At 65.1% G+C, this 15,621-nt stretch carries 17 protein-coding genes; 8 read left to right on the top strand and 9 right to left on the bottom strand.

The window, feature by feature from the left end; genetic code table 11:
• The first annotated feature begins 8 nt into the window (after positions 1 to 8).
• Positions 9 to 653, top strand: coding sequence for a ThuA domain-containing protein (locus I6F28_RS08180; RefSeq protein ID WP_036004213.1), 645 nt, complete (start codon positions 9 to 11; stop codon positions 651 to 653).
• Entirely contained in the window at positions 650 to 1,699 is a 1,050-nt protein-coding gene (locus tag I6F28_RS08175) for a LacI family DNA-binding transcriptional regulator (RefSeq protein WP_225139669.1), read from the top strand. Before I6F28_RS08180 ends, I6F28_RS08175 begins: the two co-directional genes overlap by 4 nt.
• 30 nt (positions 1,700 to 1,729) lie before the next feature.
• Here the strand turns inward: I6F28_RS08175 and I6F28_RS08170 are convergent, their stop codons facing one another.
• Entirely contained in the window at positions 1,730 to 2,617 is an 888-nt protein-coding gene (locus I6F28_RS08170; protein ID WP_225139668.1) for a VOC family protein, read from the bottom strand.
• A gap of 207 nt (positions 2,618 to 2,824) precedes the next feature.
• Between I6F28_RS08170 and I6F28_RS08165 the strand changes: the two genes are divergently transcribed.
• Together I6F28_RS08165 and I6F28_RS08160 are read left to right on the top strand one after the other, a co-directional pair.
• Positions 2,825 to 3,292, top strand: a complete 468-nt coding sequence (locus I6F28_RS08165) for an EF-hand domain-containing protein (protein ID WP_036004194.1) — start codon at positions 2,825 to 2,827, stop codon at positions 3,290 to 3,292.
• A gap of 141 nt (positions 3,293 to 3,433) precedes the next feature.
• A complete protein-coding gene (locus I6F28_RS08160; protein WP_225139667.1) occupies positions 3,434 to 4,621 on the top strand; it encodes a CaiB/BaiF CoA transferase family protein in 1,188 nt (395 codons plus the stop codon).
• Position 4,622: 1 nt separating this feature from the next.
• Here the strand turns inward: I6F28_RS08160 and I6F28_RS08155 are convergent, their stop codons facing one another.
• Positions 4,623 to 5,345 (bottom strand): DUF72 domain-containing protein, encoded by a 723-nt coding sequence (locus I6F28_RS08155; RefSeq protein WP_225139666.1) that lies wholly within the window; start codon positions 5,343 to 5,345, stop codon positions 4,623 to 4,625.
• Between the two features lie 90 nt (positions 5,346 to 5,435).
• Here I6F28_RS08155 and I6F28_RS08150 point away from each other — a divergent pair, with 90 nt between their 5' ends.
• Positions 5,436 to 5,660 carry a hypothetical protein gene (locus I6F28_RS08150; protein ID WP_036026065.1) on the top strand — a complete coding sequence of 75 codons (225 nt, stop codon included), beginning with the start codon at positions 5,436 to 5,438 and terminating at the stop codon, positions 5,658 to 5,660.
• 1 nt (position 5,661) lies between these two features.
• On the opposite strand, the gene I6F28_RS08145 is transcribed toward I6F28_RS08150, so the two are convergent.
• The 5 genes from I6F28_RS08145 to I6F28_RS08125 form a co-directional block, all read right to left on the bottom strand.
• Positions 5,662 to 6,810, bottom strand: coding sequence for an amidohydrolase (locus I6F28_RS08145; RefSeq protein ID WP_225139665.1), 1,149 nt, complete (start codon positions 6,808 to 6,810; stop codon positions 5,662 to 5,664).
• A 225-nt stretch (positions 6,811 to 7,035) separates the two neighbouring features.
• Positions 7,036 to 8,121 (bottom strand): mandelate racemase/muconate lactonizing enzyme family protein, encoded by a 1,086-nt coding sequence (locus I6F28_RS08140; RefSeq protein ID WP_225139664.1) that lies wholly within the window; start codon positions 8,119 to 8,121, stop codon positions 7,036 to 7,038.
• Positions 8,122 to 8,287: 166 nt separating this feature from the next.
• Positions 8,288 to 9,490 carry a calcium-binding protein gene (locus I6F28_RS08135; protein WP_225139663.1) on the bottom strand — a complete coding sequence of 401 codons (1,203 nt, stop codon included), beginning with the start codon at positions 9,488 to 9,490 and terminating at the stop codon, positions 8,288 to 8,290.
• A gap of 267 nt (positions 9,491 to 9,757) precedes the next feature.
• On the bottom strand, positions 9,758 to 10,951 hold the full coding sequence (locus tag I6F28_RS08130) for a M20/M25/M40 family metallo-hydrolase (protein ID WP_057026830.1): 1,194 nt from the start codon (positions 10,949 to 10,951) through the stop codon (positions 9,758 to 9,760).
• 67 nt (positions 10,952 to 11,018) lie between these two features.
• Positions 11,019 to 12,260, bottom strand: a complete 1,242-nt coding sequence (locus I6F28_RS08125) for an MFS transporter (protein ID WP_225139662.1) — start codon at positions 12,258 to 12,260, stop codon at positions 11,019 to 11,021.
• Positions 12,261 to 12,604: 344 nt separating this feature from the next.
• Between I6F28_RS08125 and I6F28_RS08120 the strand changes: the two genes are divergently transcribed.
• Positions 12,605 to 12,829, top strand: a complete 225-nt coding sequence (locus tag I6F28_RS08120; protein WP_036004230.1) for a DUF3606 domain-containing protein — start codon at positions 12,605 to 12,607, stop codon at positions 12,827 to 12,829.
• Between the two features lie 172 nt (positions 12,830 to 13,001).
• Positions 13,002 to 13,184, top strand: coding sequence for a hypothetical protein (locus I6F28_RS08115; protein ID WP_036004233.1), 183 nt, complete (start codon positions 13,002 to 13,004; stop codon positions 13,182 to 13,184).
• Positions 13,185 to 13,297: 113 nt separating this feature from the next.
• Here I6F28_RS08115 and I6F28_RS08110 read toward each other — a convergent pair whose 3' ends face one another.
• Together I6F28_RS08110 and I6F28_RS08105 are read right to left on the bottom strand one after the other, a co-directional pair.
• Positions 13,298 to 13,567, bottom strand: a complete 270-nt coding sequence (locus I6F28_RS08110) for an HGGxSTG domain-containing protein (RefSeq protein WP_036026046.1) — start codon at positions 13,565 to 13,567, stop codon at positions 13,298 to 13,300.
• Complete coding sequence (locus I6F28_RS08105) at positions 13,564 to 14,208, bottom strand: hypothetical protein (RefSeq protein ID WP_225139661.1); 645 nt, start codon at positions 14,206 to 14,208, stop codon at positions 13,564 to 13,566. The genes I6F28_RS08110 and I6F28_RS08105 overlap by 4 nt, the downstream gene beginning before the upstream one ends.
• Before the next feature lie 429 nt (positions 14,209 to 14,637).
• Here I6F28_RS08105 and I6F28_RS08100 point away from each other — a divergent pair, with 429 nt between their 5' ends.
• Complete coding sequence (locus tag I6F28_RS08100) at positions 14,638 to 15,621, top strand: Bug family tripartite tricarboxylate transporter substrate binding protein (protein WP_225139660.1); 984 nt, start codon at positions 14,638 to 14,640, stop codon at positions 15,619 to 15,621.

The following is a 15,621-nucleotide window of genomic DNA, read 5'->3' as shown; positions in this document are numbered from 1 at the left end:
GAATGACCATGCGCAAGGCAATGATTGTATGGGGTGGGTGGCCGGGACACGATCCCGATCTCTGCGCGTCGATGATCCGTGGCTGGCTGAAGGCCGAAGGCTTCGAGGTGCGGATCGAAACCACGACGGCAGCCTTCGCCGATCCCGCGATCCACGATCTGTCGCTCATCATACCGATCTACACGATGTCCAAGATCGAGAAGGCGGAAGCGCTCAACCTCTGCGATGCGGTGCGCAGCGGCGTCGGGCTCGCCGGCCATCATGGCGGCATGTGCGATGCCTTCCGCGAATCGGTCGATTACCAGTTCCTGTGCGGCGGGCAATGGGTCGCCCATCCCGGCAACATCATCGACTACAAGGTCGACTTGACGAAGCCGGACGATCCGATCATGACGGGTCTGAAGAGCTTCGAGCATCGGTCCGAGCAATATTACATGCATGTCGATCCCGCCATCGAGGTCCTGGCAACGACGACCTTCACCGGTGAGCACGCGCCCTGGATCGAGGGCGTGGTGATGCCCGTGGTGTGGAAGAAGCGCTATGGCGCGGGGAGGGTATTCTATTCCTCGCTGGGCCACCGCGCCTACGAGCTCGACGTGCCGGAGATCCGGACGTTGATGACCCGCGGCATGCTGTGGGCCGCGCGCGAATGACTGAAGGCGCGACCCAGCCGGTGCTTCGGGCCACGCTCGAGGACGTCGCGCGCGCCGCGGGCGTTTCGCTCGCCACCGTCGATCGCGTCGTCAACCGGCGCGAGGGTGTCCGCGCCAAGACCGTCGCGCGTGTCGAGGCCGCGGTGGCAAAGCTCGGCTATCGCGCCGATCTTGCCGCGGCGCGGCTCGCCCGCGGGCAGACCTTCCGTTTCGCTTTCGTGCTGCCGACCGGCAGCAACAGCTTCATGACCAACCTCAGCGAGCAGGTCGTGCGCACCGCGGACTGGCTCGCCGGCCATCGCGGCTTCATCGACATCCACCATGTCGACGTGTTCGACCCCGATGTCCTTGCCCGTGCGCTGGAGAACCTCTCGCCGGCCTATCAGGGCGTTGCCGTCATCGCGCTCGATCATCCCCGGGTTCGCGCCGCGATCGACGAGCTCGTCGCGCGCGGGGTTGCCGTGGTCACCCTGGTGTCGGACGCGCCGAGCTCGTCCCGGGTGCATTATGTCGGGATCGACAATCCGGCCGCGGGCCGCACCGCCGCCACGCTGATGGGACGCTTCCTCGCCGGGCGCGAGGGCACCGTCGCCGTGATTGCGGGATCGTTGTCGCTGCGCGACCACACCGAACGGCAGTTCGGCTTCCACCAGATCCTGTCGAGCGAGTATGCGAATCTGTCCGCACTGCCTGTCATCGAGGGGCGCGACGACAGCGACCGCACGCGGGACCTTACGGCCGCGCTGCTCGCCCGCCATGCCGACCTCCGCGGCATCTATTGCTGCGGCGCCGGAAACCGCGGCATCGCCGATGCGCTCGAGGCCTCGGGCCGCGCGCGCGAGGTGGTCTGGATCACCCATGAGCTGACCGAGCACACCAGGCGGTTCCTGGTGCGCGGCACGCTCGACGCCGTCATCAACCAGGATGCCGGCCACGAGGCGCGGTCTGCGGCGCGAGTCCTGCTCGCGCATTGTTCTGGCGAGCCGATCAGCCCCGACCAGGAGCGCATCCGCATCGACATCTTCCTGCGGGATAATTTGCCGTAGCGTGAAGCGCACGGAAGCGCCGCGCGAGGACTACCCCTCGTACTGATCCGGCCCCATCGCCCAAGCCGACTCGTCGTGGCCGACCGCGTAATTGCGGTTGTTGAGCGCCGGATTGCGATTGACCATCGGACGCATGAACATCGGATGGGTCACTGAGCGCACCTCGTGCTCGACCGTGAACAGCTTCTTGCCGCTGTCGAGGTCGACGATGTCGCAGAACCGGTACTGGTATTGATTGTCCTCGCGCGAGATCAGCTTGCGCGCGAGCAGCTTGCGGTAGGGGCCGGAGAAGTCCGTGATGTACATCTGCACGTGGTGACCGTCATAGTCGGCTTGCGGCCGGTCGGTCTCGCGAAACAGCAGATGCTGGTTGCGGCCCGTCTTCACGGCGGCCACAGTGCCATCGCCGTTCCGCAAGCTCGCGGGCATGCCCATGACTTCAGGGTAGAAGGCGCAGATGCCGGCTGCCGATCCCTTGGGCACGTCGAACTCGACATAGGGAATGCCGAGCGCGATCCGGCCGAACCGCGCCGCGTCGGGCTCGTAGCAGCGCACGCGGTTACCCCAGGGGCAAACCGCCTCGACATGGTCGTTGTGCTCCCTGAACGCGAACGTCGTGCCCTCGAGTTTCTTCCCGACCGATGCAAGCCGCGCCAGCAGCGCCTCGCGGCCTTCGATGACGAGGCCAATATGTCCGCGCAGCACCTGCGGCCGGCCGCTCGGCAGATGAAACTGGCTCCGCCCGGCGTTGATCCACATGTTGGTGTCTGACACCATCAGGTAGGGATCGCGGGTGAGCCCGAGCCCGGCGACGTAGAACAGCGTGGCGAGCCGCTGGTCCGGGACCTGGATGTTGACGTGCTCGAAATGAATAGCGTTGCCGAGATCTTCTGCGGATCGATCGAATTGCTGCGGCATGGGTGTGCACTTCTCGCTGGGGGACGAACCGGTCGCATCTTAACGCATAGTCTCCGGCCGTCGAGTTTCCGTCGGTGACCGCGCCGCTTCCTCCGCACGGGCGGGGTGAAACCTGGCCCACCAGCCCGCCTTTTTGACTTGGCTCAAGATAATTCCGATGACGTTCGGCAAGCTCGTCGGACCGACATCAAGGCCGGAGGAAGCGTCATGCTAGGTCGAACCGTTGCTGCAGCGTTGCTGCTCGCCATCCTGGGCCAGCCAGCTCTGGCTCAATCGCCAGCGGACCATCAAGGTCATCATCCCGGACAGGAGCAGACGCCGGCATCCCCGCAGTCGAGTTCTCCTGCCAACCCATCCGCCGAGCGGCAGAGCCCGATGCGCGGTGGAGACATGATGGGAATGATGGGGCGCGGGATGATGGGACAAGGAATGATGGGACAAGGAATGAAAGGGCATGGCGCGATGGGCGGTGCCGCCATGGAGCCGCCGGTCGTCTTCCGCATCGTCTACGCGCTGATGGATGCTGATGGAGACGGGAACGTCTCGCTGCCCGAGTTTCAGGTCGCCCATGAACGCATTTTCAAGGCAATGGATCGCGACAAGGACGGCAAGCTCACTTTCGAGGAGATGATGGCGTTCATGCACAGGAGCAAGGGCTCCGCCCCACAGCAATAGCGAGCGGGAACCTCAAGGCGGGTACACGAACTGCGGCTTCATCGGGGCGTTCGCGATGTGACGATGAAAATCGCATGCGCGCTTCCCAACTTGCCCTGGCGGCCAGTCCCTGTAATCTGCAAAAAAACAGGGAAGGGTGCGATGGGAGGAGTCTTGGAGGGCGTGCGCGTGCTCGATTTCGGGCGCTATATCGCCGGGCCCTATTGCGCGACATTGCTGGCCGAGTTCGGGGCCGAGGTCATCCGGGTCGAGAAGCGCGACGGCAGCGAGGATCGGTTCGTCGCGCCGGTGGGCGAAGGCGGCGAGGGCGCGCTGTTCCTCCAGATCAACCGCAACAAGAAGGGCATCACACTCGATCCAATGAAGGCGGAAGGCCAGGAGGTGATGCGCCGCCTGATCGCGACCGCGGACGTCGTGGTCGCCAATCTGCCGCCGCAGACCCTGCGCGCGATGAAGCTCGACTACGAATCGCTGAAGGCGATCAAGCCGGACATCATCCTGACCACGGCGACCGCGTTCGGCGGGCCGGGCCCGTGGTCCGACCGCGTCGGCTTCGACGGCGTCGGCCAGGTGATGTCGGGCTCGGTGTACATGACCGGCAGCGGAGATCCCCCGTACCGCGCCGCGGTGAACTGGGTCGATTTCGGCACTGCGCTGCACTGCGCGTTCGGCACGCTCGCCGCCCTGATCGAGCGCGGCAAGTCCGGCCGCGGCCAGATCGTCGAGGGCGCGCTGCTCGCAACAGCTTTGTCCTTTACCAATGCCACGCTGATCGAGCAGGCCGTCATCGACGTCAACCGCGTGCCGACGGGCAATCTCGGCCAGACCGCGGCGCCCGCCGACATCTACCGCACCAAAGACGGCTGGGTGCTGTGCCAGGTCACCGGTCATCCGCTGTTCAAGCGCTGGGCGCGGCTGATGGGCGAGGAGGATGTGTGGCTGAACGATCCGCGCTTTGCCGACGACATCAGCCGCGGCAATAACGGCCGCATCATCAGCGAGCGGATGGCGCGCTGGTGCGCCGAGCGCACCACGCAGGAGGCCGTCGACACGCTGGGCCAGGCGATGATTCCGACCGGTCCCGTGCTCTCGCCGCAACAGGCGTTGGATCATCCGCACATCCGCGCCGGCGGCTTCATGCAGGACGTCGACTATCCGGGCCTGCCGAAGCAGGCGCCGGTCGCCCGCGCCGCGGTGCGGCTGTCGGAAACGCCGGGCGAGATCGCGCACCGTCCGCCGACGCTCGGCGAGCACACCGACCGCGTCCTCGCCGACCTCGGCTACAATGCAGACGAGATCGCGGCGCTCCGGCAAGGCGGCATCATCTAACTCACAGCAGCTGCTTCAGCGCCTTGGCATCGGCCGGTGCTGCGCTCTTCTGGTCGTTGTCGAAATAGACATAGACGTCGCAGCCCTGCCGCTTCCACGACTTGATGCGCCTAGCCCATTGCGCCAGCGTGGGATGGGTATAGTGCCCGTGATAACGCCCGCTTGGCCCGTGTCCGCGCACATAGACGAAATCCGCCGTGCGCTTCCACGGCGCCGGCGCGTCGTGATGATCGGACAGGCACAGCGAGATGTTCTCCTCAGCCAGCATGCGCAGGATGCGCGGCTGATACCAGCTCGGATGGCGGAATTCGAAACTGTAGCGGCGTTTCCGCGACAGCAGCTTGAAGAACGAGGCGAGCCGGTCCGCGTTCGCCTCGAATTGCGGCGGCAGCTGGAACAGGATCGGGCCGGCCTTGCCGCCGAGCCGGGAGATGCGCTCCTCCAGCAGCTCGAGGCTGTTGACGGAGCGCTCCGACAGGCGCTTCCAGTGCGTGATGAATTTCGACGCCTTCCAGGCGAACACGAAATCGCGGCCGGTCTGCTCCCGCCATCCCGTCACCGCCTCCGGCGTTGGCGTGCGGTAGAACACCCCGTTCAGCTCCGTGGTGTCGAACTGCCCGGCATAGTAGCTGAGCTGCTGCTTCAGCGTCACGCCCTCGGGGAAGAACGGGCCGCGCCAGGAAGCGTAGTGCCAGCCCGAAGTTCCGATCAGAACGCGCGCCATGTTTTACGTACCATCCGTTGCCATTTGCCGGAGGGAACGTCCGTGCGGCCGATACGTTTCTCGTGAGCGTGAACGCGAGGACCGGAACCGATGTACGCGCTGTTCGAAGGCAACAAGCAGATCGGCAATCCCTTTCCGACCGAGAAGGAAGTGTGGGAAGCTGCCTTGATCGAGGGCCTCGTCACGGACGTCCCCATTGCGGACGAGGAGGGCGGCCACATTCTGCCGGCCGGCTATCACGTCGAGCGCATCGAAGAGACGGAGGAGACGTTCGCGCCGCGGCCGGACTGGAAGCTGCCGCGCGAGATCTCCTAAGTCAGTTCGTCGCCAGCGCCGCCTTGGCCACTTCCGCCATCCAGCGTGAAGCCACGGGCAGGATCGCGTCGTTGAAATCGTAGCGCGGGCCGTGCAGCTCCGCGCCGTCGCGCAACTCGCCATTGCCGATCCAGACGAAGGCGCCGGGCCGCTGCTGCAGATAATGGGCGAAATCCTCGCCGGCCATGCTGGGCGCGAGATCGCGCCGTACCGGTGCCTGCACCTTCTCCGCGGCGATGCGCGCGAGGTCAGCCTCATCAGGCGTGTTGATCACCACGCCAACGCCCCAGACGATCTCGGGCGTGACCTTGACGCCGAAGCTGGTTGCGATCCCGGCGCAGGTACGCGTGATGCCATCGAGGATGACGTCCTTGACCACTTCGCGGTGGTAGCGCAGCGTGCCGCGGATGGTGACGCGTCCGGCGATCTGGTTCGGCGCGGTGCCGCCTTCGATCGTACACAGCGACAGCACGGCGGTGTCGAGCGGATCGACGCCGCGCGAGGTGACCGATTGCAGCGCGACGATGAGGTGCCCGGCCGCCACCACGGGATCACGCGTCAGATGCGGCATACCGGCGTGCCCGGCATGGCCCTCGATATTGATGGTGATGCGCCCGCCGGAGGCCATCACGACGCCGTCGTGCACGGCGATGGTGCCGGCGGCAAGGCCCGGCCAGTTGTGGAAGCCGAATATCCGCTCCATCGGAAAGCGATCGAACAGTCCGGCCGCGACCATCGCCCGCGAGCCGCCAAAGCCTTCCTCGGCCGGCTGGAAGATGAAATCGACCGTGCCGCTCCAATCGGTATCAGTGGCGAGCAGCGCCGCGGCGCCCAGGAGCGAGGCGGTATGGCCGTCATGGCCGCACGCATGCATCACGCCGGATGACTTTGAAGCATAGGGCAGCCCGGTGTCCTCGGTGATCGGCAGCGCATCCATGTCGGCGCGCAGGCCAACCCGCCTTTGCGCATGGCCGCGCCTCAAGGTCGCGACGATGCCGTGGCCGCCGATTCCAGCCTCGAAGGGAATGCCGAGCTCGGTGAGCTTGTCCTGCACGAAGGCAGAGGTCTCTTTCTCCTGGAGCGACAGCTCCGGGTGGGCGTGGAGATGCCGGCGCCACGCGGTCAGTTTCTGGTGCAGTTCGGGGGACAAGGCAGGGGCCTTTCGCAAGGTGTCGGTTGCCGTCACCATAAAGGATTATCACCGCCATGCACCCTGCGCCTTGGAATGCCTCGCGTGCAGCAATGTGCGCTTTTTCCGTCATTCCGGGGCGCGCCTCTTGGCGCGAACCCGGAATCCATCGTGCAGCGAGCTCCGCGGCCCAATAGATTCCGGGTTCGCGACTTCGTCGCGCCCCGGAATGACGAGCAATAGGTGTTACGCCAGCTTCGCCAGCCCCTTCCAATCGAACCCAATCCCGTGACCCGGCCGATCGGGCGCCAGCGCCAGCCCGTCCTTCAGCACCAGCGGATGCTCGAGATACTTGTCGAGCCCGAAGCCGTGCGCCTCCAGATAGGATCGGTTCGGGCAGGCCGCGAGCAGGTGCACGGTGATGTCATGCGCGCCATGGCTGGTGACGGGCAGGTTGAACGCCTCCGCCAGCCGCGCGATCTTCATGAAGGCGGAAACGCCGCCGCAATTGGTGACGTCGGGCTCCGGGTAGGACACCGCGCCACTGGCGATGTAGTTCTTGAACTCCCACAGCGAGCGCAGATTCTCGCCCGCTGCGATCGGCACGCCGCCCGCCTGCATGATACGCACATGGCCCGCGACGTCGTCGGGGATGATCGGCTCCTCGAGCCAGGTGAGGTCGAAAGGAACGAAAGCACGCGCGGCGCGGATCGCCTCCTCGACCGTCCATTTCATGTTGGCATCCGCCATTAGCGGAAAGCCGTCGCCGAGATGCTGCCGCATCGCGGAGATGCGCGCGACATCGGACTTGAGGTCGGGCCGGCCGACCTTCATCTTGATGGCGCGAAAACCCTTGGCGAGGTTGCCATCGGTCTGCTTGAGCAGCGCATCGACGGAGAGATCGAGGTCGATGCCGCCGGCGTAGCACGGCACGTGCGCATCGAAGCCGCCGAGCAGGCGGTACAGCGGCAGCTTGGCGCGCCGCGCCTTCAGATCCCACAGCGCGATGTCGAGTGCCGAGAGCGCCAGCACCGCCGGCCCGCCGCGCCCGCCATAATGCAGCCCCCACCAGACATGATGCCAGATCGCCTCGGTATCGTCGGCCTCGCGTCCTTCGACCAGCGGCGGGATCTCGCGCTTGAGAATGTCGGCCACAGCCCCGCCGTTGCGCCCGACCGTATAGGTGTAGCCGACGCCCTCGGCGCCATCGGCATCGCGGATGCGGCAGGTGATCAGCTCGAACGCCGTCATGTCGCCATGCGTGGAGTCCGACAGGGTGATGGGGAGGGGGATCCGGTAGAGCCCGGTCTCGATGTTTGCGATGCGTGGCATGGTGCCTCCCTGATTTTTGTTCTTCGTAGGGTGGGTTAGCCGAGCGGATGCGCAAAGCGCATATGCTCGGCGTAACCCACCTCTTCTGTCTCCGCGGATACGAAGATGGTGGGTTACGCCCCGCGGTTTGCGCTTCGCGCAATCCGCGGGGCTAACCCACCTTACGCTAGACTATGAAGTCAGTCGCCTCCAGCGAGGCCGCATGCACTCCGCTCAGGGTGATGGTGTCATTGGCAGTGAGCTGAATCACCGCATTGCCCGAGCTGTCATCGCTGATGAGGCCGGACAGGGTCGCCCAGTCGGCAAAACCGTAGTCGTGCAGGTTGATCACGTCGAGTTCCCCCGCGGCGCTGCCGACCGCCATGTTGCCTTGATTGAAGTCGTTGATGACGTCGTTGCCGGAGCCGGCCGTGAAGACGAAGACATCGTTGTTCGGCCCGCCCCACAGCTGATCATTACCCGCGCCGCCGTTGAGCGTGTCCGTGCCGCCGGTAATGGAGCCAGGGGTAGATGGCGCATAAGTCCGCGCATCGCCGTAGAGATGATCAGTGAACTCTCCGCCATTGAGGATGTCATTGCCGCCACGCGCACTGCCGGACATGTTCATGGCGTCGCCAATCAGCTGGGAGCCGTAGACGGCCGGCGGCGGCTCGCCGCCATTCGTCACGAAGGTCAGGGTATCGTTGCCACCCTGGGCATTGTCGGTCAATGACGTGAGCGAATCGCCGGCCAGCGTTCCACCTCCGATCGCCATGCCGCTGCTGATGCCGAGCGTGAGGTCGTCGTTGCCACCGATTGTATTGCCGGTCATGGCACCGATGGCATCCCCACTGAGGGTCGCCGTGCTTTCGTATGCATATTCGAATACGTTCAGCGTGTCGTTGCCGCCATGCGCGTTGTCGCTCATGGATCCCCCGGCATCGCCACTGAACACGTTCTCGAAGGCCCGCCCACCGGTCACGCCTGTCAGCGTGTCATTGCCGCCTTGCGTGTTGCCCGACATGTCGCCTCCGGCATCTCCGTAAATGGAGATGTTGGAGCGGAAATTGCCGCCGGCGTCGGCGGTGAGCGTGTCGCTGCCGCCTGCAGCATTGCCCAACATGGTCTCGGCGTCGCCCATAATGGTGGCGCCGCTGAAGGGATAATCCACGTTCGCCGTGAGCGTGTCGTTGCCGCCGTGGGAATTGCCCTGCATGACCGTGTCTTCGCCGATCAGCGTAACGAACACGTCCGCGTTGAGGATGGTTGCCGTCACCGTGTCGTTCCCGCCCCAGCCATCGATCGGGAAGTTGGGATCCCCGACGATGGTCGCGGTTTGGCTGAAGTCCGGAAAGGTGAGAATCAGGGTGTCGTTCGGCATCGTGCGCATGGCGCATCACTCCCATTTCATGTCAGTCACGTGACTCTGAAAACAGCGGAGGTCTCGGCGAGACGCACTGCGGTCACGCTTGGATCTGAATCTACTTGGAGTTGATGGCGGAGGTTTGCTCCTGACTCGGTTTGATTGCGGCCGAGGAACCGCGTGACGGTGCTCGCCATCGATGGCAGCACGGGACAGGCGCGGACTTCACGGAAGCCGCGATCGACCCGTTAGATCAGAGCCGTGTTGAAGCGCGATGACGTGCCGTTTGCCATCTCACCGCATCGTCGCCAGCTGCACCGCCAGCGCGCAGGCGCGGTCGTATTCGTCGAGATTGATCCATTCGTCGACCGTGTGTGCCTCGTTCTGGCCGGCACCGAAGGTGACGGTCGGAACGCCGTGGCGGACCATCCAGTTGGCATCCAGGCCGCCATTGGCGGCGCGCACGTTCGGGCTTCCCCCCACCGCAGACACCGCCTCGATCGCGCGTTTGACCACCGGCAGATTCTCCTTCATGCGGAACGGATAATAGTCTGTCTCGGCCTTGAACTTGACCTTGCCGGACTTGCCTTGCGCGTTCGTCACCTTCTTGGCCGCCTTCTCGAACGCGGCCTTGTAGGCCTTGGTGATCTCCTTGAAGAATTTTCCGTCGTGGCTGCGGCTCTCGCCGCGCACATGCACGTAATCGGTGACGACATTGGTGGCATCGCCCGCGGGGCGGCCTTCGCCGCCGGTGACCGGGCCGACATTGCTGGTGCCCTGCCTCTTGCCCTTCACGACCTTGCCGAACCAGCCGCCGGCCTTCACGTCCGCAAGCGCCAGCGCCATGATCATGGTCGAGGAGATGCCGCGCTCGGGTGCGACGCCGGCATGCGAGGCGCGGCCGAAAATCTCGACGGTCCAACGGTCGGCGCCGACGGCCCCGATCACGACGTTGGAGGCCGAGCCGCCGTCATAGTTGAACGCCATCACGGGCTTGCCGAGCTCGTCGAGCTTGACGTGCCGCGCGCCATAGAGCCCGCTCTCCTCGCGCACGCAGAACAACAGCGTGATCGGCGGATGATCGAGCTTCTGCTTTTGGAGCTCGGCGGCCAGCGTCACCAGCACGCCGCAGCCGCAGCGATTGTCGCCGCCGAGCGCGGTCTTGGCGTCGTTGACGATCTTGCGCCCCGTCAACTTTGGCTTGGCACCGGCGCACAGCGGCACCGTGTCCATGTGGGTCATGAACATGATGCGTGGATGGTTGTGCAGCGCGCCGCGGCCGGGCAGGTCGACGATGAGGTTGCCGGTCTCGGTCGGCACCGGAATGCGCGTGTTGGCGTCATCGAGCCGGATCGCCTTCGCCGGCACACCGCTCTCCTTCAGCGCAGCCGTGAGCTCCCGCCCGATCGCCGCCTCCTGCCCGGTGACGCCCTCCACGGCGAGGAAGCGCATGAGACGATCGGTGGCGGCTTTGGTGTCGACAGGCATGGACTCGAATTCCCTTGATGCGGATGGCGGCGCAGCATCTCCTGCGCTTCCGCATTTCGCAAGGGGCTCAGACGCGCTGCGTGTAGATCAAGAAAATCAGCACGCCTACCGCCAGTGCCGCCGCCATGAACAGCAGCACCGCCGGCAGCCCCGCGAGCGCGGCCACCGCGCCGGTGACGGATTGCATCAGCGCAGTGCCGAGAAAGAAGGCGAGATTGACGGCCGCAAGCGCCTTGCCGGCGACCTGCGCATCGACAAGTTGCCTGGACATGCCGAACAGCAGCGGCTGCGCCGAGGTGAAGAGCCCGATGAGCACGAACAATGCCAGATCGTAGGAGGGCGGCATGACGTTCACGCCGAACAGCCATGCAACGGCAAAGTGCGGCGCTCCCAGCGCCATCAGCGCGAGCAGTAGCGCCGCGATCGCATGCGTGCCGGCGACCAGCTCGCGGCGGCGGCCGAGCCTGCGGTCGATCATGCCGACGAGCAGCGGGCCTGCGATCATCGCCAGCGTGAACGCGCCGAGCTGATTGCCGGCCTCGATCCGCGTCAGGCCCTTGATCTCCATCAGCCAGGGTCCTCCCCACAGGCCGCGCAGCACCAGCGTGCTCGCCAGCGACACCATCGCCAGCGCGATCACGCCGCGCAGCGGCCGTGACAGGCCGAGCCTGACCACATCGATCATCTGCGACAGCGGCGAGGACTCGTCCTTGTGCTCGGCCGGCTGGTGCGGCACCAGTACGAACACCGCCAGCGCGACGAGGATGCCGCCGATTGCGGAGATCCAGAACCCGGTGCGCCAGCCGTAAGTATCGATCACGAAAGCGAGCGGGCTCGCCGACAGCAGCATGCCGATATTGCCGATCGAGAGGATGGCGCCCGACCACAATCCGAATCGCGCCGCCGACAATTGCTTGGCTGCGAGCGTCATCGGGCACATCAGCATGCCCGAGGTGGCGACGCCGAGCAGCAGTTGCCCGACGGCGAAGCTCTCGGGCCCCGTCGCAAACCCCGAGGCCATCGCGCCGAACACGGTTCCCGCCAGCAGGGCGAGCGACACCGGCCGCACGCCGAACCGGTCCATCGCCGCGCCGACCGGGATCTGCGAGGCTGCAAAGGCAAAGTGGTAGACCGACGTGAGGCTCGCCAGCGCCTGCGGCTCGATGTGGAAATCCGCCGCCATCAGGTCGAGGCTCACCGCCGGAATGGTGCGCAGAAGGGTCGACAGCATGTGGCCGCAGGCGAGCGCGACCAGCGCGAAGATCAGCGCGCGGGTGGCGGTGCCCGCGTCGTCGTCGGCATTGGTCATGAGCGTCCCGTCCCGAGAAGGTTTTAGGGTGGGTTACAGGATTGAGGGGGCGGGTGCCAATGGCGGCAGCGCGCCCCCCTCATGCCGGAATGTGATCTCGGGCTGGTACTCGACCTCTCGAGCAATGCCATTGCCGAGAGGTTAGCCGCATTGCAACGCACCACCTTTGAGACGGCACGCAGCCTGGTAGGGAGTCATGGCGTTGCGCCGCGGGGATAAAGTGTTGTGGGCGTCTCCGCGGTGCGCGCGACGGTTGCATCATCTTCGCTCTTGGGAGCTTCCGTTGGCGAACGTAGGAACAAAGGAGACATCGTCTCTCTTACCTAGGTTAGGGAGACCTGATCATGCTGTCCTCGAGACCGCCACGGCCCATTCGCACGACGCTCGATCTTTCGAACGCTGAGCAGGTCAAGTCGGTCCGCAGGCGGCTTCGCATCTCCAATGCCGATCTGGTCAGGATCGTCGACAAGATCGGCAACTCTCTGGCGGCCATCGAGAAGGAAGTGGAGCTCGAAAAGCTGGCCGTTCAGCAAGGTAGTGCCAGGGACGCAGCGACGACCCTCGAATGAATCCAACCCATCACGTGGGAAAGGAGAATTGCGATGAACAGTCTGATCTACCTCATAGGGCTCATCGTTGTGATCGCCGTCATTCTTTCGTTCTTCGGCTTGCGATGACCCGCCACGGCCCGGCAGGCGACCGCCGCGCCGGTGAAGTCATTCTTAATGTCGCGTGCAGCAAATGGTTGATGCGCACCAGGTCAATACCATCATAGCGACGACGCTTTGTGCGTTCTTCGAGCGGCTTCCCGACGCTCAAATCGGCACTGAGGAAGCCAAGCTGCTGGCCAAGCAAATCACTGAAGCGCTGAACGCAGCTGGGCTGCAGATTGTCCCTGTGGCTCCGGCGAGCACACGGCCCTAGTTCTATGGCTGCGGCACCGAGCTTTCTGGATTAAGGCTCCATCAGAGCTTCGTTTTCTTGAGGTCATGTCTCGCGCCGGAATGGCGTCATCCGCGTCGCTCCTGGGCCGCAATCTATTTCAACTCGATCAGCAGCTTCCAAGCGTCCTCCAGCAAGGCCTTCATCCGGTGTCGCTCGGCGCGGGCGTCCGGTGTGCACATTCCATGTTGATATGCATTCCGGTTGCCCTTCGGAGCGCCCGATCTTGGCGCGCCGCCATGCATGCGGCAGCGGCGCTTGCCGTGCACGGCTGGCGCGCGGCACGCGAGACCGCGGCGCGTCTGCGCCCCGCAGCGCGGGCTCGACTGCATTGCATCGGTATGACGGATGTGATCGCCGGTCATACGCAGGCGCCACTCGTATGGACCTCGCGGCCTGCGCCCGTTTCTGCATTCGAAGTCGTCTCCATTGCACCAGCCTCCGCAATGATCATGCTGGCATGCTGCGTGACGTTGCCCACGATCGCCCGTCCGCCGTCCTGCACCGACAAATTCTGCACCGTGATCGCGCGCTCGTCGCTGTTGCGGTGGCGGTTCAGCGCTTCGACCTGGGCGGCGAAGGTGCGGGAGAGCCGGGTCAAGGCGCGGGCGATGCCCTCCTGCTGCGTCAGATCGTCGGTGCAGGCGAGACGGCAGGCACAGCGCATCGCCGCCATGTGCACTGACACCATCTGCGACACCAGCAAGGCCTCGACGGAATCCTTCGGCGCAATGCTCCTGATCGTCGAGATCATAAAGGCGAGATTGGCCTCATCCGGCTTCTGCCCGACCACGCTGGCCTTGACCAATTGCCTCAATATGCCGTGCATCGCGTCGCGGTCGGCGGCGCCGAGCGCCTCGGCCAGCAGCCGCTCGCCGGTGTGCGGGTCGGGATGGCGGATCGCAATGCGCCGCTTGTAGAGTTTTACGCGCGGGGTCGCGGCGGGGACGCTGCGATCGGATGCCGCGAGCGGCGAGGGGATGTGGCGTTCGAGAGCTGTCGTCATGGGCATGTGTCCTTTGAGCGCGCAAGCGCGAACGGCCGTTCGCCGCTGCGCGCGAATGCGGATTTCGGAATGTCGATGAAGGGTTTAGACGCAACCGCGTCGGCACGGGTCCGGACCGGCAGGCCGTGACGCTCGCGACTGTTGCGATGATGCCATTATGGCACTGTTTTGCCCGACGCGACAGAATTTATTTCGTAAATCCGAAAAATTTCCTCGGCCCTGCGCAAGCCTTTGTTCTGAAAGGGGCGGTCTACTGTGCATGGGGTTGTTTTCGCACTTTTGTATTGGAAGCGGCACGCACGTGCCGTGCGGCGGAATGCCGGCGCTCAAACGCGATTGCGAAATCGGGCACGGTCGCTATTCATGACTTCTACGGCGTCGCACCAACAAGCATGCACAAGCGACGCCAAGAGGTCTGGGAGAGAACGAATGCAACGAACCGCCCGCCTGCTGGCAGTCATCGCAGCTCTATGCGCCTTGGCGCCGGCGACAGAGGCTCTCGCGCAGAAATATCCGTCGCGGCCGGTCAAGATCATGGTCGGCTTCAGTGCGGGCGGCCCGGTCGACGTCGTCGCGCGCATCATTGGCGATCGGCTCAGCAACAAGCTCGGCCAGCCCTTCGTCGTCGAGAACCGCGCCGGCGCCAACGGCATGATCGCGGCCGAAGGCGTCGCCCGCGCCGATGCGGACGGCTACACCATGCTCGCCTGCAACTCGTCGACGATCACGCTGAACAAGACGCTGTTCAAGGACATCCGCTACGATCCGCAAGTCGATTTTGCGCCGCTCACCACGGTGGTCTCGGCGCCGCTCGTCCTCGTCGTCAATCCCGAGAATCCCAAGACGGCGAACGTCAAGTCGGTGGCCGATCTCGTCGCTGCGGCGAAGGCCGCGCCCGGCGCGCTCGCCTACGGCTCGGGCGGCAACGGCAATCTCGCCCATCTCGCCATGGAGCTGCTCAGCCAGAAGGCCGGCATCAAGCTGATCCATGTGCCCTATCGCGGCGGCTCGGCCGCCGAGGTCGGCATTCTCGCGCAGGAGGTGCTGGCAGTGTTCGATCCGCTCTCCGCCGTGCCGCTGGTCAAGGCCGGCAAGCTGCGCGCGCTGGCGGTGTCCTCGGCCGAGCGGCTGCCGGCGCTGCCCGACGTGCCGACCGTGGCGGAAGCCGGCTATCCCGGATTCGACATCTCGTTCTGGGTCGGCTTCTTCATGCCGAAGGCAACGCCCGCGCCGATCCTGGAAACCCTGCATCGGGAGATCGTCGCCGCCGCCAAGGATCCCTCGGCCGAGGAGAAGCTCGGCGCGCAAGGCGTCGTCAGCGTGCTCAGCCCGGCCGACTACGCCGCGAAGATCGCCAAGGAGACCAAGGAGCTCGCGGAGGTGGTTGCGGCCGCGAACATCAAGGCGGAATAG

It is taken from the genome of Bradyrhizobium sp. NBAIM14 (genome assembly GCF_020193895.1).
GTDB classification, from domain to species: domain Bacteria; phylum Pseudomonadota; class Alphaproteobacteria; order Rhizobiales; family Xanthobacteraceae; genus Bradyrhizobium; species Bradyrhizobium yuanmingense.
The sequence above is the reverse complement of the archived record's forward strand: the minus strand, read 5'-3'. Positions and strand labels throughout refer to the sequence as shown.